The 18,746-nt window shown below is 71.8% G+C and carries 13 protein-coding genes; 8 read left to right on the plus strand and 5 right to left on the minus strand.

Annotation, left to right across the window (positions count from 1 at the left end):
• Positions 1-214 precede the first annotated feature (214 nt).
• The gene (locus P3T34_RS14360) at positions 215-2,212 is read left to right on the plus strand and encodes a GGDEF domain-containing phosphodiesterase (RefSeq protein ID WP_280666429.1); all 1,998 of its coding nucleotides are present in this window, start codon (positions 215-217) and stop codon (positions 2,210-2,212) included.
• Between the two features lie 16 nt (positions 2,213-2,228).
• Here P3T34_RS14360 and P3T34_RS14365 read toward each other — a convergent pair whose 3' ends face one another.
• Positions 2,229-3,305, minus strand: coding sequence for an LLM class flavin-dependent oxidoreductase (locus P3T34_RS14365; protein ID WP_280666430.1), 1,077 nt, complete (start codon positions 3,303-3,305; stop codon positions 2,229-2,231).
• Between the two features lie 148 nt (positions 3,306-3,453).
• Here P3T34_RS14365 and P3T34_RS14370 point away from each other — a divergent pair, with 148 nt between their 5' ends.
• The 3 genes from P3T34_RS14370 (at position 3,454) to P3T34_RS14380 (ending at position 7,232) form a co-directional block, all read left to right on the plus strand.
• Positions 3,454-4,746, plus strand: coding sequence for a multidrug effflux MFS transporter (locus P3T34_RS14370; RefSeq protein WP_280666431.1), 1,293 nt, complete (start codon positions 3,454-3,456; stop codon positions 4,744-4,746).
• Between the two features lie 327 nt (positions 4,747-5,073).
• Positions 5,074-5,676 (plus strand): VTT domain-containing protein, encoded by a 603-nt coding sequence (locus P3T34_RS14375; RefSeq protein ID WP_280666432.1) that lies wholly within the window; start codon positions 5,074-5,076, stop codon positions 5,674-5,676.
• Positions 5,677-5,939: 263 nt separating this feature from the next.
• The gene (locus tag P3T34_RS14380; protein WP_280666433.1) at positions 5,940-7,232 is read left to right on the plus strand and encodes a hypothetical protein; all 1,293 of its coding nucleotides are present in this window, start codon (positions 5,940-5,942) and stop codon (positions 7,230-7,232) included.
• A 34-nt stretch (positions 7,233-7,266) separates the two neighbouring features.
• Here the strand turns inward: P3T34_RS14380 and P3T34_RS14385 are convergent, their stop codons facing one another.
• From P3T34_RS14385 to P3T34_RS14395, 3 genes are all read right to left on the minus strand, one after another.
• Complete coding sequence (locus P3T34_RS14385; protein ID WP_280666434.1) at positions 7,267-8,166, minus strand: alpha/beta hydrolase; 900 nt, start codon at positions 8,164-8,166, stop codon at positions 7,267-7,269.
• Between the two features lie 49 nt (positions 8,167-8,215).
• Positions 8,216-8,911: a uracil-DNA glycosylase gene (locus P3T34_RS14390; protein WP_280672088.1), complete on the minus strand. Its 696-nt coding sequence runs from the start codon at positions 8,909-8,911 to the stop codon at positions 8,216-8,218.
• Positions 8,912-9,063: 152 nt separating this feature from the next.
• Positions 9,064-9,843 carry an HAD-IIA family hydrolase gene (locus P3T34_RS14395; protein ID WP_280666435.1) on the minus strand — a complete coding sequence of 260 codons (780 nt, stop codon included), beginning with the start codon at positions 9,841-9,843 and terminating at the stop codon, positions 9,064-9,066.
• Between the two features lie 324 nt (positions 9,844-10,167).
• Between P3T34_RS14395 and P3T34_RS14400 the strand changes: the two genes are divergently transcribed.
• Together P3T34_RS14400 and P3T34_RS14405 are read left to right on the plus strand one after the other, a co-directional pair.
• Positions 10,168-11,688: a hypothetical protein gene (locus P3T34_RS14400; protein WP_280666436.1), complete on the plus strand. Its 1,521-nt coding sequence runs from the start codon at positions 10,168-10,170 to the stop codon at positions 11,686-11,688.
• A 320-nt stretch (positions 11,689-12,008) separates the two neighbouring features.
• On the plus strand, positions 12,009-12,830 hold the full coding sequence (locus P3T34_RS14405; protein WP_280666437.1) for an MBL fold metallo-hydrolase: 822 nt from the start codon (positions 12,009-12,011) through the stop codon (positions 12,828-12,830).
• Between the two features lie 107 nt (positions 12,831-12,937).
• On the opposite strand, the gene P3T34_RS14410 is transcribed toward P3T34_RS14405, so the two are convergent.
• Positions 12,938-13,192, minus strand: a complete 255-nt coding sequence (locus tag P3T34_RS14410) for a DUF2630 family protein (RefSeq protein ID WP_280666438.1) — start codon at positions 13,190-13,192, stop codon at positions 12,938-12,940.
• Positions 13,193-13,799: 607 nt separating this feature from the next.
• Between P3T34_RS14410 and P3T34_RS14415 the strand changes: the two genes are divergently transcribed.
• The gene (locus P3T34_RS14415; protein WP_280666439.1) at positions 13,800-16,478 is read left to right on the plus strand and encodes a DUF6603 domain-containing protein; all 2,679 of its coding nucleotides are present in this window, start codon (positions 13,800-13,802) and stop codon (positions 16,476-16,478) included.
• Positions 16,475-18,712, plus strand: coding sequence for a hypothetical protein (locus P3T34_RS14420; protein WP_280666440.1), 2,238 nt, complete (start codon positions 16,475-16,477; stop codon positions 18,710-18,712). The genes P3T34_RS14415 and P3T34_RS14420 overlap by 4 nt, the downstream gene beginning before the upstream one ends.
• Positions 18,713-18,746 lie beyond the last annotated feature (34 nt).

Raw genomic sequence — 18,746 nt, forward strand, 5'->3', positions numbered from 1 at the left:
CCCCTTACCGGGGAGCAGGCGCACTCGCAAGTTCTCGCAGCAGTGCGGGGAGTCGGCGGGCCCGGCGCGGGCCACTGGCCGAAACAGCGTCAGCAGCGGACGGGAGCGTGCCGTGCGGGGCCGGAACGAGGGGGCCGACGCACACCACCACGGGGTGCGGCGCGAAGAGTTGCTCGACCCTACCGCAGGACCGGACGGTCGGCTGCGCGCTGCCGTGCCGGACGCATTCCACGAACCGGCGCCCGCGGCCCGGCCGTTGCCGCTCGCGCTCTGCCCCACCTGCTCGAAGCCGCTGGACATCGCCATGGTCGGGCTGGCCGGCCGCACTTCCTCGCCGAGCGCGAGCGCCACGAGCGCCACGAGCGCCGCCAACACCGCGAGCGCTACGAGCACGACGAGCACCGCAAACGCCGCAAACACCGCGAACGCCGCGAACACCGCCAGCGTCTCCGACACCGAGCAGCTGCTCGCCGCACTGCGCGCCAGCGAGTCCCGGTTCCGGGCCGCCTTCGCCGACGCGGGCATCGGCATGGCGCTGATCGACGCCAACGACTGCGTGCTGGAGGCCAACCCGGTCTTCGCCAACATGATCGGCCGCGAAGTCGCCGACCTGGTGCAGACGCACATCTACGACATCATCGACCCCGAGGACACCCCGCAGCGGCTCTACCGCGAGCTGGTGGCCGGCGAGCGCGACCGGGTGCGGGTGGAGAAGAAGCTCAAACACCGCGACCCGGCCCGGGCGGTGTGGAGCAACGTCACCATCTCGCTGATCCGCGACGGCAACAATCGTCCGCTGTACACCCTGGTCATGCTGGAGGACGTCTCCGAGCAGCGCCGGCTCGGCGACCGGCTGGAGTACGAGTCGCTGCACGACCCGCTGACCCGACTGCCCAACCGGACCTGCTTCTTCGAACAGTTGGACGCGGCCTGCCTGCCGACCGCCGACGAAGGCGGCAGCGGTCGCCGGGTCGGCGTCTGCTACCTCGACCTGGACGGCTTCGCGGCCATCAACGACACCCTCGGCCACCACATCGGCGACCAGCTGCTGGTGGCCGTCGCCGCCCGGCTGGAGCGCCATGCCGCCCAGGCCGCCGGGCACCTGGTGGCCCGGCTGGGCGGCGACGAGTTCGCCGTGCTGGTCGTCGACAGCGAGAACAGCGGCCAGCTCACCGCGCTGGCCGCCCAGTTGCTGGGCGTGCTGGAGCAGCCCTTCGACGTGGCGGGCCACCGGCTGGTGGTCACCGCCAGCGTCGGCGTGGTCGAGCGGCCGGTCAGCTCGACCAGCCCGACCGACCTGGTCAAGGACGCCGACGCCACGCTCTACTGGTCCAAGGCCGACGGCCGCGCCCGCTGGACGCTCTACGACCGCGACCGCGGCGCCCACCAGTTGACCCGCCAGCTGCTGGCCACCGCGCTGCGGCCGGCGCTGGAGCGCGGCGAGTTCACCGTCGAGTACCAACCGCTGGTCGGCCTGGCCGACGGCACGGTGCACGGCGCCGAGGCGCTGGTCCGCTGGCGCCACCCCCGCTACGGGACGCTCTCCCCCGACCGCTTCATCCCGCTGGCCGAGGAGTCCGGGGCGATCGTCCCGCTCGGCAAGTGGGTGCTGGAGGAGTCCTGCCGGCAGGCCCGCAAGTGGCTGGCCGAGTTCCCGGACACCGAGGCCTTCGTCAGCGTGAACCTGGCGGCCCGCCAGATCTGGGACTCCGACGTGGTGGCCGACGTCGCCCAGGTGCTGGAGCGCACCGGGCTGCCCGCCAGGCTGCTCCAGCTGGAGCTCACCGAGAGCGCCGTCCTCGGCCCCGGCGGCCGCCCGTTGCAGGCCCTGCAGGCGCTGTCCGACATGGGCATCCGGATCGCCATCGACGACTTCGGCACCGGCTACTCCAACCTGGCCTACCTCTCCCGGCTGCCCGTGCACGCGCTGAAGCTGGACGGCACCTTCATCGAGGGCTTCCGCGACCCGGCCCCCACCGGCCGCCCCGACCTGCGCTCGCGGCGCAGCGAGGCGGACGAGCAGATCGTCCGCGCGATGGTCCGGCTGGCCCACGACCTCGGGCTGACCGTGACGGCGGAGGGCATCGAGAGCGCCGCGCAGGCCGAGCGGCTGCGGCTGACCGGCTGCGACACCGCCCAGGGCTGGTACTTCGCCCGCCCCGGCGAGGCCGAGCTGGTCGCCGCCATACTGCGCAAGGGCCGGATCCACTGACCCTTACGCATGACCCTTACGCAGCAGTGAGTCCGTAGGCCTCGGCGATCAGGCCGTAGGAGCGGTGGCGGGCCTGGTGGCCGTGGATGTGCGAGGTGACCATCAGCTCGTCGGCGCCGGTGCGCTTGCGCAGCTCCTCCAGTCCGTCCGCCACCTCGCCGGGCTCGCCGAGCACGAGGTTGCCCAGCCAGGACTCCACGAACTCCGCCTCGGCCGGGCTGTAGCGGTGGGCCGCGGCCTCCTCGGGCGTCGGGATCGGCCCGGGCATGCCCTGGCGCAGCCGCAGCATCCCCAGCGCCGCCGACCTGGCCAGTCGCAGCGCCTCGGCCCGGCCGCCTTCGGCCACGGCCACCGCGCTGACGCCGATCAGCGCGTACGGCTCGGCCAGCACGGCGGACGGCCGGAAGCTCGACCGGTACAGCTCCAGCGCGGGCACCGTGTTGGCGGCGCTGAAGTGGTGTGCGAAGGCGAACGGCAGGCCCAGCCGGCCGGCCAGCTGCGCGCTGAAGCCGGAGGAGCCGAGCAGCCACAGCGGCGGGCGCTCGGCGCCGCGCGGCACCGCGGTGAGCCGGTGGTACGGGTGGCCGGCGGGGAAGTCGCCGTCCAGGAAGTGGGTGAGCTCGGCGAGCTGCTCCGGGAAGTCGTCGGCGCCCTCGGTGGCCAGGCCCCGGCGCAGCGCGCGGGCGGTGGCCTGGTCGGTGCCGGGCGCCCGGCCGAGGCCCAGGTCGATCCGGCCCGGGTGCAGCGCCTCCAGCAGCCCGAACTGCTCGGCGATCGCCAGCGGGGCGTGGTTGGGCAGCATCACCCCGCCCGAACCCAGCCGCAGCGTGCTGGTGTTGGCCGCCAGGTGGGCGATCAGCACAGCGGGGGCCGAGCTCGCCACGCCCGGCATGCCGTGGTGCTCGGCCACCCAGAACCGATGGTAGCCCCACTGCTCGGCGCTGCGGGCCAGCTCGGTGGTGGCGGCGAGCGCCTGCGCCGGGGTGCGGCCCGCGCCGACGGTGGCCAGGTCGAGGATCGACAGCGGGGCGGGCGCGCTGCCCCGCACCTGCCCCCGGATGTCGCTGCGGGTCTGCTGGTCCTCGTTGCTCATCGCCTGTGCCCTCCTGCCGGTGCGCGGGATCCCCGCCGGTCCGTTCGGGGACAACCGGAGTCCGGGGCGCGGTGTTCCCGGCTCCCGGCACCGCCTACGGTGTGACGGGGCCGGAGTGGCCCGCCCACTGCTTCGTACCGAGAGTCCTGTGACCGAGTCCACAGCCGCCGTACCCGTCGCGATACCGTCCCTGCCCACCGGCGCCCAGCGGGTCGGCCTGCTGCTGACCCTCGTACTGGGTGCGCTGAGCGCGCTGGCGCCGCTCTCGATGGACATGTACCTGCCGTCACTGCCCCGGATCACGGTCGGCCTGCACACCAGTGACGCGCTGGTGCAACTGACCCTGACGGCCTGTCTGGTGGGCCTGGCGCTCGGCCAGCTGGTGGCCGGGCCGCTGAGCGACACGCTCGGCCGGCGCCGCCCGCTGCTGACCGGGCTCGCCCTGTACGTCCTGTCCACCGCGGTCTGCGCCTTCGCCTCGGACGTCCGGCTGCTGATCGCCTGCCGAGTGGTGCAGGGGCTGTCGGGCGCGGCCGGGATCGTGATCTCCCGCGCGGTGGTGCGCGACCTGTTCGACGGCCTGAAGGCCGCCCGGTTCGCCTCCACCCTGATGCTGGTCTCCGGCGCGGCCCCGCTGCTGGCCCCGGTGCTGGGCGGCCAGGTGCTGCGATTCACCTCCTGGCGCGGGGTGTTCGTGGTGCTGGCCGGCCTCGGCGTGCTGATCCTGCTGGCCTCCGCCGTACTGGTCCGCGAGACACTGCCACCGGCCCGGCGCCGGCGCGGCGGGCTGCCGGACACCGCGCGGACCATCCGCGCGCTGCTGGCCGACCGGCTCTTCAGCGGCTACGTGCTGACCGTCGCCTTCGGCTTCGGGGCGCTCTTCGCCTTCATAGCCGCCTCGCCGTACGTGGTGCAGAACCTCTACCACGGCTCCGCGCAGACCTACAGCCTGCTCTTCGCCCTGGTCGAGGCCGCCCTGGTGGGCATGACGCAGGTCACCGGCCGGCTGCTGCTCGGGCGGTTCCGCTCGCACCGGATCCAGTTGACCGGCGTGCTGCTGCTCACCCTCTCCGGCGGCCTGCTGCTGGCGATGGCGACGGTCTGGCACACCGGGCTGCCCGGGATCACCGCGGGCCTCTTCCTGATGGCGGGCTCGCTGGGCGTGATCACGCCGCCGAGCTCGGCGCTGGCCCTGCAGCGCGCCCCGCACGCCGCCGGCACCGCCTCCGCGCTGCTGGGCACCCTGCAGTTCCTGACCGGGGCGATCGCCCCGGCCCTGGTCGGCCTCGGCGGGCAGGACAGCGCGCTGCCGATGGCCGCCGTGATCCTGGGGACGGCGCTGCTGGCGCTGGGCGCGTTCGTGCTCTGCTGCCGCCCCTGGCAAGCGGACGCCGACCCGCTGCTCCCCTCGACCTCCGGGCCCGCCGACTCCGCTGCGTGACGGCGGCGTGGCGGGATGACGCCAGCGCCGGAACTCGCCAGCCGCAGAGCTCGCGCAGCACGCGCCGGATCCGGCAGTCTGATCACCAGTGAAGAGCGCGCACCAACGCCTTACTCCCCAGCAAGGTTGACGGACTGGACCAGTTCCGCCCGACCCCCGTGAGCCCCTGTACCGGTAATCCCGGTCCAGGGGCTCACGCATGTGCCCTCAGAACGAGAGTGACCCCCGCCACTTGGGGGGTGCCTGCTGGCATCAAATGTTGGGCGGCTAGCGTTCAGAACCGAAGCCACCTGAGTCTCCCCCGGGCGGTCTGGAGGGAGTTCGACCTTGGACAGGACACAGCTCGTCAGCTCGGCGTGGTTCTGCGTCCTGGCCCTGATGGCCGTTCTCGGCGACGCGTTCCTCCCCTTTCTACCGAGCGGCACGCTGGTCGTCCTGGCCGTCCTGAAGACCGAGCGGATCAACGGCGCCCCGGTCATGCTGGCCGGCGCGGTCGCCGTCGCCTCCTTCCTCGGTGACGTCCTGCTGCTCACCCTGGCGCGCCGCGGCGCGCCGTTCCTGCGCCGGCGGATAGAGGGGCGGCCGAAGCTGGCCGCCAGCATCCGGCGGGTGCAGCAGTCGCTGGACGGACGGACCAGCCGGGCCGCCGCCGTGATGGTGATCGTCGCCCGGTTCGTGCCGGGCGGGCGGACGGTGCTCGACCTGGCGATCGGCCACTCGCCGAGCCAGCCGAGCCGCTTCCTGCGCTGGTCCGCGCTGGCCGCGCTGGTCTGGGCCGCGTACATCGTGACGTTGGGCTGGCTGAACAGCCACTGGTTCAACACCGCCTGGCTGAGCCTCGCGGTCTCCTGCGCGGCCGCCACCTCGATCAGTGCCGCCGTCGCGCGCCTGGTGCGGCGCAGCCGCCGGCTCTCCTCGATCTCGGCCTGAGAATCCCGGCCTGACGACCTCGGCCTGACGATCCCGACCTAACGATCCCGACCTGACCAACCGTCCGCTGCTGAGCCCTTCGACGCCCGTCGGCGGGCCGGAGTTGTCTCAGGACTGCAACAGAACACCAGTCCACGGATCCGTGCTGCCCACACCCCGCGTCCTGGGCTGTTGTGGGGGGCGGGGTCGGTAGATCCGACCACACCTCCATGACATGCTGATTGAGAAATCATTATTATTTGCCCGCAATGGCAGGGGAGACGATGAGCCACATCTCGCGCAGGACAGTGCTGAGCGCCACCGCAGCAACCGCGGCCCTGGGAGCGGTCGCCGCCTGTGGCAGTGCCACCAGCACCGCCGGCTCGGGATCCGATGCCAGAGCGACCGCGGCCACGCCGGGGACCCCCCAGCAACCCTCCGCCAAGGCCACTCCGATCGGCGACGGCTCGACCTCCGACACCGGCGCGCAGCCCAACCAGCCCAAGCCCGAGAAGCTGAAGCCGGGCGAGCGCCCGCCGCAGTTCGTGGTCTTCTCCTGGGACGGTGCGGGCGCGACGGACGACAAGCAGTTCCCGCGCTTCCTGCAGCTGGCCGAGCAGTACAAGGCCACCATGACCTTCTTCCTGTCGGGCATCTACACCCTGCCGAAGACCAAGACCGACCTCTACCACCCGCCGCAGCACTCGGTGGGCGCCTCGGACATCCCGTACCTCTCGGACGGCGCCATCCGCAACACGATCAAGCTGGTCAGTCAGGCGTGGCTGGCGGGACACGAGATCGGCACGCACTTCAACGGCCACTTCTGCTCCAGCCGGCCGGGTGGCAACGGCGTCAACAAGTGGTCCTCCGCGGACTGGCAGAGCGAGATCGACCAGGCGATCTCCTTCGTGACCAACTGGAAGACCAACACCGGCTTCACCGACCTGCCGCCGCTGCCCTTCGACTACAAGAAGGAGCTGATCGGCGGTCGGACCCCGTGCCTGGAGGGGCAGAAGACGCTGCTGCCGACCGCGGCGGCGATGGGCTGGAAGTACGACGCCAGCTCGCCGGGCGGCCTGCAGATCTGGCCGCAGAAGGTGCAGGACGGCAAGATCTGGGACTTCCCGCTGCAGTCCATACCCTTCCCCGGGCACACCTTCCAGGTGCTCTCGATGGACTACAACATCCTGGCCAACCAGTCGGCCGGCAGCGTCAAGGGCGACCCGGCCAAGTACGACACCTGGCGCAGCGAGGCGGCCGCCGCCTACCAGGCGGGCTTCGACCGGGCGTACAACAGCAACCGGGCGCCGTTCTTCGTCGGCAACCACTTCGAGCAGTGGAACGGCGGCATCTACATGGACGCCGTCGAGCAGACCCTCAAGACCATCGCGGGCAAGCCCGAGGTCCGGCTGGTGTCGTTCCGGCAGCTGGTGGAGTGGCTGGAGGTCCAGGACGAGTCGACGCTGCGTCAGCTGCGCACGCTGAACGTCGGCCAGTCGCCGGCCGGCGGCTGGGAGACCTTCCTCGGCGCGGCCGGCGCACCGGCCTCCCCCGCCTCCCCCACCCCCACCAGCTGACCACCGCGCCGAGCGGTTGCCGGCTGCCTGCGCCTCAGAGCGCCGCCAGCAGCCGCTCGGCGACCACCGCGGCACCCGCCGGGCCCATCACGATCGAGTAGTGGTTGGTGTCCGGCACCAGCCGCACCGCCGGCCGGTCCGCGTCCAACTCCGCTGCGGCCAGCCGCTGCTGGTCGTAGAGGCCCTTCGGTTCGTCGAGCAGTCCGCGCTCGGCCCACAACAGCTCTGCTGGGCAGGGAAGTTGGCGGATCGCCAGCCGGGCCGCCGGATCCAGCAGCAGATCCGCGCCGTCGGCCCGGATCGCCTCGTCGGCGCAGGCCGAGCGCAACCCCGGCGGCGTGCCGACCAGATCACGCTCGGCGAACTCCCGTACCGACAGCGACCCGAGGGCCTCCAGCTTGCCGAGCCCCGGGTGCGCGCGCCAGAAGGCGTGGTAGGCCTCCCGATCGTCGAAGGTCATCGAGAGCCTGGCCAGTGCGGGCCCGAGCACCGCGGCCAGCGCCTGGTCCACCGGCACACCCTCCGGCAGCGGGAACGAGACCGCGCCGTCCACCAGCAGCACCCGCCGCACCAGCGCGGGGTGGCGCACCGCGGTCAGCGCGGTCACCCACGCGCCCATCGAGTGGCCGACCAGCAGCACCGGGCCCAGGCCCAGCGAGCCGATCAGCAGCGCGACGTCGTCCGCGTGCCGGGCCAGGCCGAACGGGCCGGCGACCGAGCCGCTCGCCCCGCGCCCGCGCAGGTCCGGCGCCAGCAGCGTGACCCGGCCCGCCAGGCGGGCGGCGACATCCGTCCAGGACGCGGCGTTGCCGGTGATGCCGTGCAGGGCCAGCACGGTCGGCGCGGCCGGATCGGCGGCGGGCCAGCGGAGCACCGCCAACTCGCCACCGGGCACAGCGAATCCGAACTCCTGGTACGCAGCCGTCGCAGCCATGGCGCCCAGCCTAGATCCGGGCCGACCCGGAGAGAAGGCTGATGCGGCGTCAGCTTTCCTTGAGGCTCGGCAGTCGCCAGTCCAGCGGCTCCTGGCCGAAGCCGTCCAGCGCCGCGTCGATCTGCGAGAACGGCTTGCTGCCGTGGAACAGCTTGGCCGACAGCGGCGACGGGTGCGCCCCCTGCACCACCACATGCCGCTCGGTGTCGATCAGCGGCAGCTTCTTCTTGGCGTAGTTGCCCCACAGCACGAAGACGCACGGCTCCTCCCGATCACTGACCGCCTTGATCACGGCGTCGGTGAACTTCTCCCAGCCCTTGCCCTTGTGCGAGTTGGCCTCGTGCGCCCGCACCGTGAGCACCGCGTTGAGCAGCAGCACGCCCTGCTCGGCCCACGGCATCAGATAGCCGTTGTCCGGGACCGGCACGCCGAGATCGGCGTTCAGCTCCTTGAAGATGTTGCGCAGCGAGGGCGGCGTCTTGGTGCCCGGCAGGACGGAGAAACTCATGCCGTGCGCCTGGCCGTTGTCGTGGTACGGGTCCTGACCGAGCACCAGCACCCGGACGCCGTGGTAGTCGGTCGCCTCCAGCGCCGAGAACACCTGGCCGCGCGGCGGGAAGATCTCCTGCTCGGCGCGCTCGGCCGCCAGGAACGCGGTCAGCTCGGCGAAGTAGGGCTTCTCCACCTCCGGCGCGAGCACCTCGCGCCAGGACTCCGGAAGCACCAGCTCCGTCTCATCCGTCAGCGTGTCCGCACTCACGTCAGCAACCTCGGTCACCAGATCCACCTTCCGCCGGCGCGGCCCCAGCAGCCCCGCCCCTTCCTTCACCACGCACCGTACACAGCGGCACCGACAAAGCGTCGAGTCGAGGGGCGGGCAAGGGGCGGGGCGAGCGGTCAGACCAGCTCGATCAGGTCCGCGATCGACTTGACCACCCGGGTCGGCCGGTACGGGAACCGCTCGACGTCGGCGGCCGCGGTGAGCCCGGTCAGCACCAGCACGGTCTCCATGCCCGCCTCCATGCCGGCCACGATGTCGGTGTCCATCCGGTCGCCGATCATCACCGCCGACTCGGAGTGCGCCCCCGCGGTGTTCAGCGCCTCGCGCATCATCAGCGGGTTGGGCTTGCCGACGAAGTACGGGTCCACGCCGGTCGCCTTGGTGATCAGCGCCGCGACCGACCCGGTGGCCGGCAGCACGCCCTCGGGCGACGGGCCGGTCTCGTCCGGGTTGGTGCAGATGAACCGGGCGCCGTTGTTGATCAGCCGGATCGCCTTGGTCAGCGCCTCGAAGCTATAGGTGCGGGTCTCTCCGAGCACCACGTAGTCCGGGTTGCTGTCGGTCAGCACATAGCCGACCTGGTAGAGCGCGGTCGTCAGGCCGGCCTCGCCGATCACATAGGCGGTGCCGCCCGGACGCTGCCCGGCCAGGAACTTGGCGGTGGCCAGCGCGGAGGTCCAGATGCACTCCTCCGGCACCTCCAGACCCATCCCGGCCAGCCGGGCAGCCAGGTCGCGCGGGGTGTAGATGGAGTTGTTGGTCAGCACCAGGAACGGCTTGCCGGACGCCTTGAGGCGGCGGATGAACTCGTCGGCGCCCGGGATCGGGGTGCCCTCGTGAATGAGGACCCCGTCCATATCGGTCAACCACGACTCGATGGGCTTGCGCTCTGCCACGTCGGTGTCTCCTTGGTCTTGCAACGGCTCTGAACGATCTCGTACATCGCTCCGGACCGGACACCGTCGGCCGGCCGGGCGCCACTGGCTGCCCCAACGCGGATCAGCCTAGTCGCCCTACGCCGACCCCAGGCCCTCACTATGTCCGCCTCGCGCAGCCACGCGATACCGAAGGTGACATCCCGATCACTTTGTGTGGGTTTCTATGCGTACGACGTCGGGGGTTTGGGCATGGTCAGCGCCGGGGGCATCGCGGCCCCTACGGTTCGTGTCCGAAGCGAGCCGCGAGAAGGTGCCCAGTCCAGCGAAGAAGAGGAGTCCTCCATGACAGGTCAGACGCCCGACGCCGCACAGCAGCAGGTGCAGTTCCCGATCACCGAGTCGTTTACCGGCACAGTCCCGTCGAATCCGCACTGGCAGCTGCTGGGCAGCGCGCGGCTGAACGAGGGCGCTCTGGAGCTGACGCCGAACACCGGGGGGAAGGCGGGTACGGCGTTCCTGGACCAGCCGTTCTCCTCCTCGCTCGGAGTGAGCATCGACTTCGACTACTCCTGTGAGGGCGGCGGTGCCCAGGGCCTGGGGGACGGGTTCAGCCTCTACCTGATCGACGGGAGCCGCACCACGGAGCCCGGGGCTCGCGGCGGGGCGTTGGGCTACTCCTACATCAAGGACGGCTCGAACAACCTTCCCGGCGTCAGTGCCGGCTACGTGGGCATCGGCTTCGACAACCACGGGAACTTCGCTGCCCCTTCCTGCGGTACCGGCGGTCCCGGCCGCACCCCTGACACCCTGGGCGTGCGCGGCTCCGGGGACCTGCTCACGGGCTTCGCCTGGCTGACCGGTGTCGAGGTGCCGGGCGGGTTCCGGGGCGGCTGGCAGGCGGGGGCGCATCTGCAGGTGACCGTCATCGGCGGGCGCCTGACGGTGCGGCACTCCAGCGCCTCGGACCCCAACGGCGCGGTGCTGATCGAGGATCTCGACCTGGCCGCCGGCCCGGGCCAGGTGCAGATGCCCGCGACGTTCAAGCTCGGGTTCGCCGCCGGCACAGGCAGCGCCACCGCCGCCCACCGCATCCGCAACCTCACCGTCGCCCTGCCCGTCGCCATGCCGCTGGAGATGAACGGCCCGCTGACCGCCAAGGCCGGCCACCGGATCTCCTACACCGTCGGCGTCCAGAACCACGGGCCCAACGACGCCCCCGACGCCGTCGTACGCGGCGACGTACCCGCCCAGCTGCTCGATGTGGAGGTGACCTGCCGCGGGGAGAACGGCGCGGTGTGCGGCCCCGGATCCGCCACCGACGGCGAACTCCACCAGCCGCTCAGCCTGCCCAAGGGCAGCAAGGCGGTAATCACCTTGAGGGGCACCGTCGAGCCCCACTACGTAGGCGACTTCACCACCACGAGCCGGATCACCTCGGCCACCCGGGCCAACACCGCGGCCCAGCAGTCCGGCCAGGTCACCACCACCGCCGAACTGCCGCTGATCACCGTCGCCCAGAAGATCGCCGGGCAGTGGGACCAGACCTGGCCCGAGGACGCCAAGGGCTGGCTCGTCAGCTACAACCTCACTCTGGCCGCCAACGAACACCGCGTGGTGGCCTGGGAGATCACCTTCGACGTCCCCGCGCGCACGCGCATCAACCCCGCGCAGACCCAGTGGTACCGGGTCATCAAGGACGGCCTGGAGGGAACGGTCGTCCTGGGGTCCCCCAGCGGCGGCGGCCACACCATCGACCCTGGCACCCCGCTGCCCGTCGACGTCCAACTCCTCTACCCGTCGCAGTCCGAAGCCGGCGACGGCCGACTCCGCGGCCTGTACGCCGTCGAGGTCGAAAACCCCTGACCCCCGCAGAAGCGGCACCTCGGTCTACCAGCGATGGAAGACCCGCGAGAACCTGATCTTCGACGCGCTCGCCACCCACAACGACGAGACACTTCCGGGGCGGGCGCGTGGCGGCGGGCCGGTCGTCGTGTTGCGGATCGGATGCGGGCCCGCAGGATTGCTCTTGGGAATCAGGTCGGCGGCTCGTCGAGTCCCCACCCCCGCGTTCCGAGGCCATCGCGACCGACCAGCCCAGTGCGTCGGCCCGGACCTCAACGAGAGTGAAAGGGAACCACGACATGCCGCAACCCACATCAGCACTGCGGTACGACACTTTGTGCATGCGCCGGTCGGGTCTGACCCGCGACCTACCGCCCGGCACTCCGGAAGAGCTCCAGTGGGTGGTCAACACCGCGACGTTGATCTTCGGTGAGCGTGACGCCGCGCTGGTCGACACGTTCCTCACCGTCGAACAGAACCAACAGCTCGTCGACTGGGTGAAGGCGCACGACCGCAATCTGGCCTACGTCTACATCACGCACGGCCATGGTGACCACGGCTTCGGCGTGAAGCAGCTCCTCGAAGCATTTCCGGGGGCCAAGGCGGTCTCGACCGCCGCAGCCGTGGTCAAGGCGAGGTTCGAGGGCACACCACCCTACGTCGACACCTTCTGGACCTCGCGCTTTCCGGGCCAGGTCCCGCTGCCGCAGGTCTTCCCGGAGGTCCTGGACGGCGACACGTTCACCCTCGAAGGGCACCAGCTGCGGGCGGTCGAGACCGGCTTCACCGACTGCGCGGGCAGCACCGCACTGTGGGTGCCGGACCTGCGGCTCGTCGTGGCCGGCGACGTCGCCTACAACGGCATCCACCAGTACCTGGGCGAGACCACCACCGCCTCGCGCGAGGAGTGGATGCGCGCCACCGACACGCTCGCCGCACTCGACCCCGCCTTCGTCGTCGCCGGCCACAAGAACCCCGACCTGCCCGACGACCCGAAGATCCTGGCCGAGACCAAGAAGTACCTGGCCGACTTCAACCGGCTCGACGCCGAGACCCAAACCGCGGCCCAACTGTACGAGGCGATGCTCGCGCTGTACCCGCACCGAGCAAATCCAGGCTCACTCTGGGGTGGGGCGAAGCGGGCCAAGGCATCATCACAGTGACGCCTGAGTGATGTGCCGCAGGTGACCGCATCGTCCCGGCTTGTCGCGGCGATCGCTCAACGCTGCAAGGCCACAGCTGGCCCGCCACCAGCGGCCCCGTTCGGCCGTCAGGACTCGTATCCCTCCACCTCCTCGGCCGGACGGACCCGCGCGGTGCCCGGGTCCTCGCCGAACTCGGTCCGGGCCCGGCGCTGGCGCAGCAGATCCCAGCACTGGTCCAGCTGCACCTCCAGCGCGGCCAGCTCCTGCCGGGCGGCATCGCTGTCCGCGCTGCCGTCGGCGATCCGGGCGCGGAGCTGCTTCTCGGCGTCGACCAGCCGGTCGATCGAGCCGAGGATGTCGTTGTTCTGCTCGCCAGCCATCGGGCCTCCCTGGGTGCGGCGTGTGGACACCGCCCATCCTCGGCCCGCGCCAGGCCCGGCGCATGCCGGGAAGCACCTGGTGGGCCGCGCAGCTTGAAGCCGTCGACCGGGCCAAGCGTTCGCGCGTCCGCCGCCCGGACAGGCCCCGGAATCCCCGAGGAACTTGGCTGCGGCTGCGCGATCGGAGTGGCCGCCGAGATCCCGGCAGCGATCGATGCCTGACATCGTCCCTCTTCGGCCTCACGCGTAACGTCAGTGCCGCTGACAGTGCAGCATCAGCCCCTTCGGCTGGCTGGTTTCCGGTCTCGCACCTCGGGTCTGCGCAACGCCAACCGCGTGCGGCGGGTCGTCGACAGCCAGCGCGGATGCCGTTCGCGGCGGACCGGAACGCTTCTGCGGTGCGGGTGGTGCGGCCTGTGGGGAGTTCCCCCTATTCGCGAGGTTTGTACACCACCTTTTGGCCATGTTTGCAACGCACTGTAGTTATCCACATGCTCAAGGTGTTCGCGTGGCTAGTCTCCTCGCAGCGGACACGTCAGGCACGTCGCCCGGACCGGCGCATGCCTCCGCCTTCCCCTTTTGCCACGAGTAGAGGGCTGGAATCGCTGTGACAACACGTGCTGTAGACGTTTGGAAACTACTCGACCAGGCCGCTTCAGGGGGTGCGGTCGAGATCCCCGCGTCCTTCCTCGCCGACCCCGACACCGCGGAACTGGTGTTCACCGCAGGGACGTTGCGCATCGACGGAGCGGTCTGCGATCCGCAGGCCCTGTCGGTCGGCGGGCACGCGACCACCACGGCGTCCTCCTCGCCAGTGCCGGTGCGCGTCTCGTTCACCGCCGACGGCGACTGGGTGACCGGGGCGCTGGCCGTAGCCGATCTCGGCGAGAACGATGCTCTGGTCCTCGTCGACGGCGCCCCCGCCGACGCTGCGCTGCCCGCCGGTGCCTGGGCGCTGACGGACGGCCGCGCCCTGCGGCTGGCCCGGCGCGCGCCCGCGCCGCCGACCGACCCCGGGCGCCTGGACGGACTGGGCAGGGCCCTGCCCGCCATACGGCAGCGCGATTGGGTCCGTGACCACACGCCGCAGGCGCTGGTGACGGAGAACGGCATCCTCACCCCTCGCCCGGGACCCCGTCGCCGCAAGGGGATGCGGGTCCTCGACTCCCCCGCGGTGCGCGGCTGGTCGCCGATCGGCACGCCGAGCGGCGAGAACGGGCTGAGCGTCAACTACTACAACCCGCCGCTGCACATCGCCGGCGCGCTGACCGCCCTCCCCGCCGCCCCGCCCTACAAGGCCGTGCTCGGCGGGGTGCTGGTGGTCGACACCGGGGCGTTCAACGGCTCGGCGATGGGCGCCTATGTCGTCCCCGACGGCAGCGGCGCCGATCCGTCGCTGTTCGCCTACGGCTCGCTGGGCAGCGCCACCGGCTTCGGCCCGCCGATGTTCCAAGTACGCGGCATCTCGGCCGGGTTCGGCTGGAACAGCCGGGTGACCGTCCCGTCCGCTGACGGGCTGAGCGACTTCCCGTTCCTGATCGCGCTCGACAACCCGGGTGAGATCGGCGCCGACGAGGACGAGGTCGACCCGCTCAACGTGCTCAGCGAGCTGCTCGGCACCTGGGTGAACCCGCAGCAGGGGGACCTGTGGTTCGCCGCCGGCCTGGCCTTCGACTGCTTCGAGACCTTCCGCGGCCACGCCATGGCGCTGGTGCAGACCGGGTCCGACCTGACGATCAGCCTGCTCGGCGTCGGCGGCGCCCAGTTGCCCACCAAGAGCGACAAGAAGATCGCCCGGGTGGAGATCGGCATCGAGGCCACCCTGCGGCCCGTCGCCGGGGAGCTGAGCATCGGCGCGGCCTTCACCGAGAAGACCTTCCTCATCGACCCGAACTGCAAGCTGCGCGGCGGCGTCGGCATGAAGTTCTGGTTCGGCAGGCACCCGCACGCCGGCGACTTCGCGCTGCTGCTCGGCGCGATCCCGGCGGGACGCGAGCTGCCCACCCGCTATCCCAAGCAGCAGCCGGCCGGCCTCACTTGGGGTGTCGGCTCGACCGTCAACATCAGCGGCAACGCCTATGCCGCGTTCACCCCGAAGTCGCTGATGGCCGGCGGCTCCCTCGAAGTCGTCTTCCAGTCCGGGATGCTGCGCGCCTGGCTCGACGCCCGCATCGACGCGCTGGTCGAGTGGAACCCCTTCTACTTCGACATCGGGATGGGGGTGCGGGTCGGGGTCTCCGCGACCATCAAGATCTGGTTCGTCAAGATCAGGATCTCGATCGAGGTCGGCGTCAGCGTCCGGGTCTGGGGGCCAGCGGTGGGCGGCGAGGCCACCGTCCACCTGTGGTTCATCTCCTTCACCATCGGCTTCGGCGCCAAGCGCCGCAGCCAGGCGCCCGCGCTGGACTGGGGCGGGTTCCAGGGCATGCTGCCGCCGCCCGAGAACATGGTCAGCACCACGGCGATCGCCGGCTATGAGGGCGAGGGCGCCCCGGCCACCCGCGGCGCGATCAAGCCGTGGCTGGTGAGCAACGGCGGCTTCACGTTCACCGCCGACACCCAGGGCCCCCGTCAGCAAGGTCTTCCTCGACCAGGGCAGCACCACCCCGGTCGCCACCGACAGCACGCTGTTGGACATCCTGCCCATGCACCTACGCGGCAAGGGCAGCGAACTGCGGGTCTGGCTCACCCTCAACGGAAACGCCCCCTACACGCTGATGCCGTGGGGCCGCGCGATCCTGCGCGGGAACGTCCCCAACGGCCTGTGGGGCCAGCGGGCCGACGCGCCGAACGACGGGATCATCCCCGACCGGATCCTCGGGGTGCGGCTGACGTCGCCGCCGGTCGACCACGGCACCTCCACCGGGTTCATCGACGAACACGGCATCTCCTTCGACCCGATCAACCCCGACGGCAACCAGCCGCTGTCCAGCAGCGAACCGGTCACGGGACCGCTGCCGACGCGGCCTCGGCCCGGCGATGTCATCGCCGCCATCCAGAGCGGCATCGACACCGCCACCACCCGTGGCAACCGCACCGCCCTGGCCCAGGCCCTCACCGGCCTCGGCGCGAACCTCGGCGCGCTCGACACCAACCTCAGCGCCTATGCGAACGCTGCGGGCACCGCCTTCACCGCCGAGCCGATGCTCGTCGCCAGCTGACCGGACGCGCCGAACCGGGCCGCCCGCACTGCCACCGTGCGGGCGGCCCGTACCGCCGCACGCCCACGAGCGCCTTGCCCAACTCCTCGCCCACCGCCGCGTCCTGTCGAAAGGCACGCCCGTGACCACCACGTCCGAACCCGGCCCCCGACCGCGCATCAGCGCGCCGGGCGCCGAGCACCGCACCCGTTTCTTCGACCACCGCATCCCCTCGCTGCACGCCGGCCGCTACGTCATCGGCAACCGGCAGACCCTCAAGGACGTCGACGGCGCGGATCGCGTCATCGACGCCACGCCGCAGCCCTTCGACGTCGTCCAGCCGCGCTTCAGCTTCGACCCGACCGGCATCAACGCGCGGTTCCCCGTGCCGGACGCCGTCGGCACCTACAGCCAGACCCTGGCCCACATCAACCTCGACGCCCCGGGCCTGCCCTGGAACCGCCTGCTCGGACCCGGCCAGCCGGCCGCCGTCCCATGGATGGCCCTGCTGCTCTTCCGCGAGGACGAGCTGCCCGAGGACCCGGACGCGGTGGGCCTCGTCAAGACCGGCACAGTGCGCCAGCTCCTCGGCCCCCGCCCCGGCCTCGGCCCCGGACAGCCGCCCGCGCTGCCGCCCGAGAGCCTGCGCCCGGACGAGTACGACGAGCAGTGCGCCACCGTCCTGGTCCCCGCCGCCGTGTTCGACGCGGTCAAGCCGCTGCCCGTCGAGATGGGCTACCTCGCGCACCTGCGCGAGGGCGGGCGCCCCGACGCCACCCGGGCCGGCACCGACCCCGAGCCGGACGAGGGCGAGCTCAACGCCATCCTGGTCGCCAACCGCTTCCCCGCCGCAGCCGGCGGCCGCCACGTCGCCCACCTGGTCTCCCTCGAGGGCTTCGACCGCCAGCTGACCGCCCCCGCGCCCACCGAGGGCGTGCGGCTGGTCTCGCTCGCCAGCTGGTCCTTCTTCACCGAGCCCGACTCCGGCGTCGGCTTCGGCGACCTGGCCCAGCACCTGGCCACCACCGACGGCACCACCCCGCGACCCGCCGATCAGCTGCGCCTTCGCGTGCCGACCGCCGGCCCGGCCAACCCGGCCGGACCGCAGAAGGAGGCCCTGGACCGGATGGCGGGCGGCGCCGTCGCCCTGCCGCAGCGCCTGGAGACCGGCGAGCGCACCCTCGCCTTCTACCGCGGCCCCCTCACCGCCCAACCCGCCCGCCGCCTGCCCCCGGCGGCGGCCACCCGGCTGGACTCCCCGGGTGAGGCGCTGATCTACCTGCAGCAGTACGGCGTCTTCGACACCGCCTACGCCGCCGCCTTCACCACCGGCCGTACTCTCGCCCTCGCCGACGCCGAATTCCGCACCGCGCTGCTGGAGTTCCGCTCCGCCGCCCGCACCGCGGCCCGCCGCCTGGCCTCCCACCCCGAACTCGCCGCCCGTGCTGCTTCTTCCCTGACCGGCCGCGAGCTCACCGCACCCCTCGCCTTCGAGGCCTTCGACCGCCTCCTGACGGGCGGCGACGGCCGCGGCGGCGGCGCCCGCCTCACCCAAGCCCTCGACCAGGCCGGCCCCCAGCTGCGCGCCGGCCTGCGCCGCTCCGCCGCCCGCGCCCGGCGCACCGTCGGCGACGTGCGCGCCGTCCTCACGCAGCCCGGCGTCGCGAGCCTCCTCACCCAGGCGGCACCCGACAACTTCGCGAAGGTCACCGCCTGGCTGGACGCGCTGCGCCGGCTGGAGCTGCTGGGCCTGTCCCAGCTGGTCCCCGACGCCCGCGCGCTGCCGGACGAGAGCATCCGCTTCGCCTACCTCGACACCGACTGGGTACGGGCGGCCGTGGACGGCGCGCTCAGCGTCGGCGTCGGCCACGCCCTGGACGCCGACCTCAACGCGCTCGCGACCGGCGGCGGGCCCGTGCCGAAGTGCGCGGTGCTGGTCAACTCCAGCCTGGTCCCGAACTGGCCCAACACCATCGTCACCGCCTACAAGGGCACCAACGTCGTCGAGCCGGTGCGCGACGCGGTGTTCGGCACGCAGATCCGCCTGCTGCTCTACCCGGAGGTGATCGAGCGCTTCGAGCTGGCCGAGCCGCCGCGCGGCCTGTGCTTCGGCATCGGCGACGTCGGCACCATCGAACTGCGCGAGATCACCGGAGACCGGATCGGCTACCCCAAGGGCGAGTTCCCGCAGCCCGCCGGCTTCGCCCGCTTCCTGCGCCCCGGCGGACGCGACGTCCTCAACGTCGACGGCACCGGCGACGCGCTGGTGCCCGCCCTCTCCAGCGCCCACGGGCTCACCGGAGGCCAGCGGATCTCCTCCGCCCAGTTCGCCCTGCAGATGATCGACGCCCCGCAGGCCCAGACCTTCTCCCGGCCCTGAACTCGCCTCCTCCCGCGCAGATTTCGAAAGGACC

Source organism: Kitasatospora sp. MAP12-44, assembly GCF_029892095.1.
Taxonomy (GTDB): domain Bacteria; phylum Actinomycetota; class Actinomycetes; order Streptomycetales; family Streptomycetaceae; genus Kitasatospora.

Excerpts from the sequence above, each read along its gene's own strand:
- P3T34_RS14365 (WP_280666430.1), bottom strand. The coding sequence starts at position 3,305 with ATGAGCAACGAGGACCAGCAGACCCGCAGCGACATCCGGGGGCAGGTG.
- P3T34_RS14380 (WP_280666433.1), top strand. The coding sequence starts at position 5,940 with ATGAGCCACATCTCGCGCAGGACAGTGCTGAGCGCCACCGCAGCAACC.
- P3T34_RS14385 (WP_280666434.1), bottom strand. The coding sequence starts at position 8,166 with ATGGCTGCGACGGCTGCGTACCAGGAGTTCGGATTCGCTGTGCCCGGT.
- P3T34_RS14400 (WP_280666436.1), top strand. The coding sequence starts at position 10,168 with ATGACAGGTCAGACGCCCGACGCCGCACAGCAGCAGGTGCAGTTCCCG.
- P3T34_RS14405 (WP_280666437.1), top strand. The coding sequence starts at position 12,009 with ATGCGCCGGTCGGGTCTGACCCGCGACCTACCGCCCGGCACTCCGGAA.
- P3T34_RS14410 (WP_280666438.1), bottom strand. The coding sequence starts at position 13,192 with ATGGCTGGCGAGCAGAACAACGACATCCTCGGCTCGATCGACCGGCTG.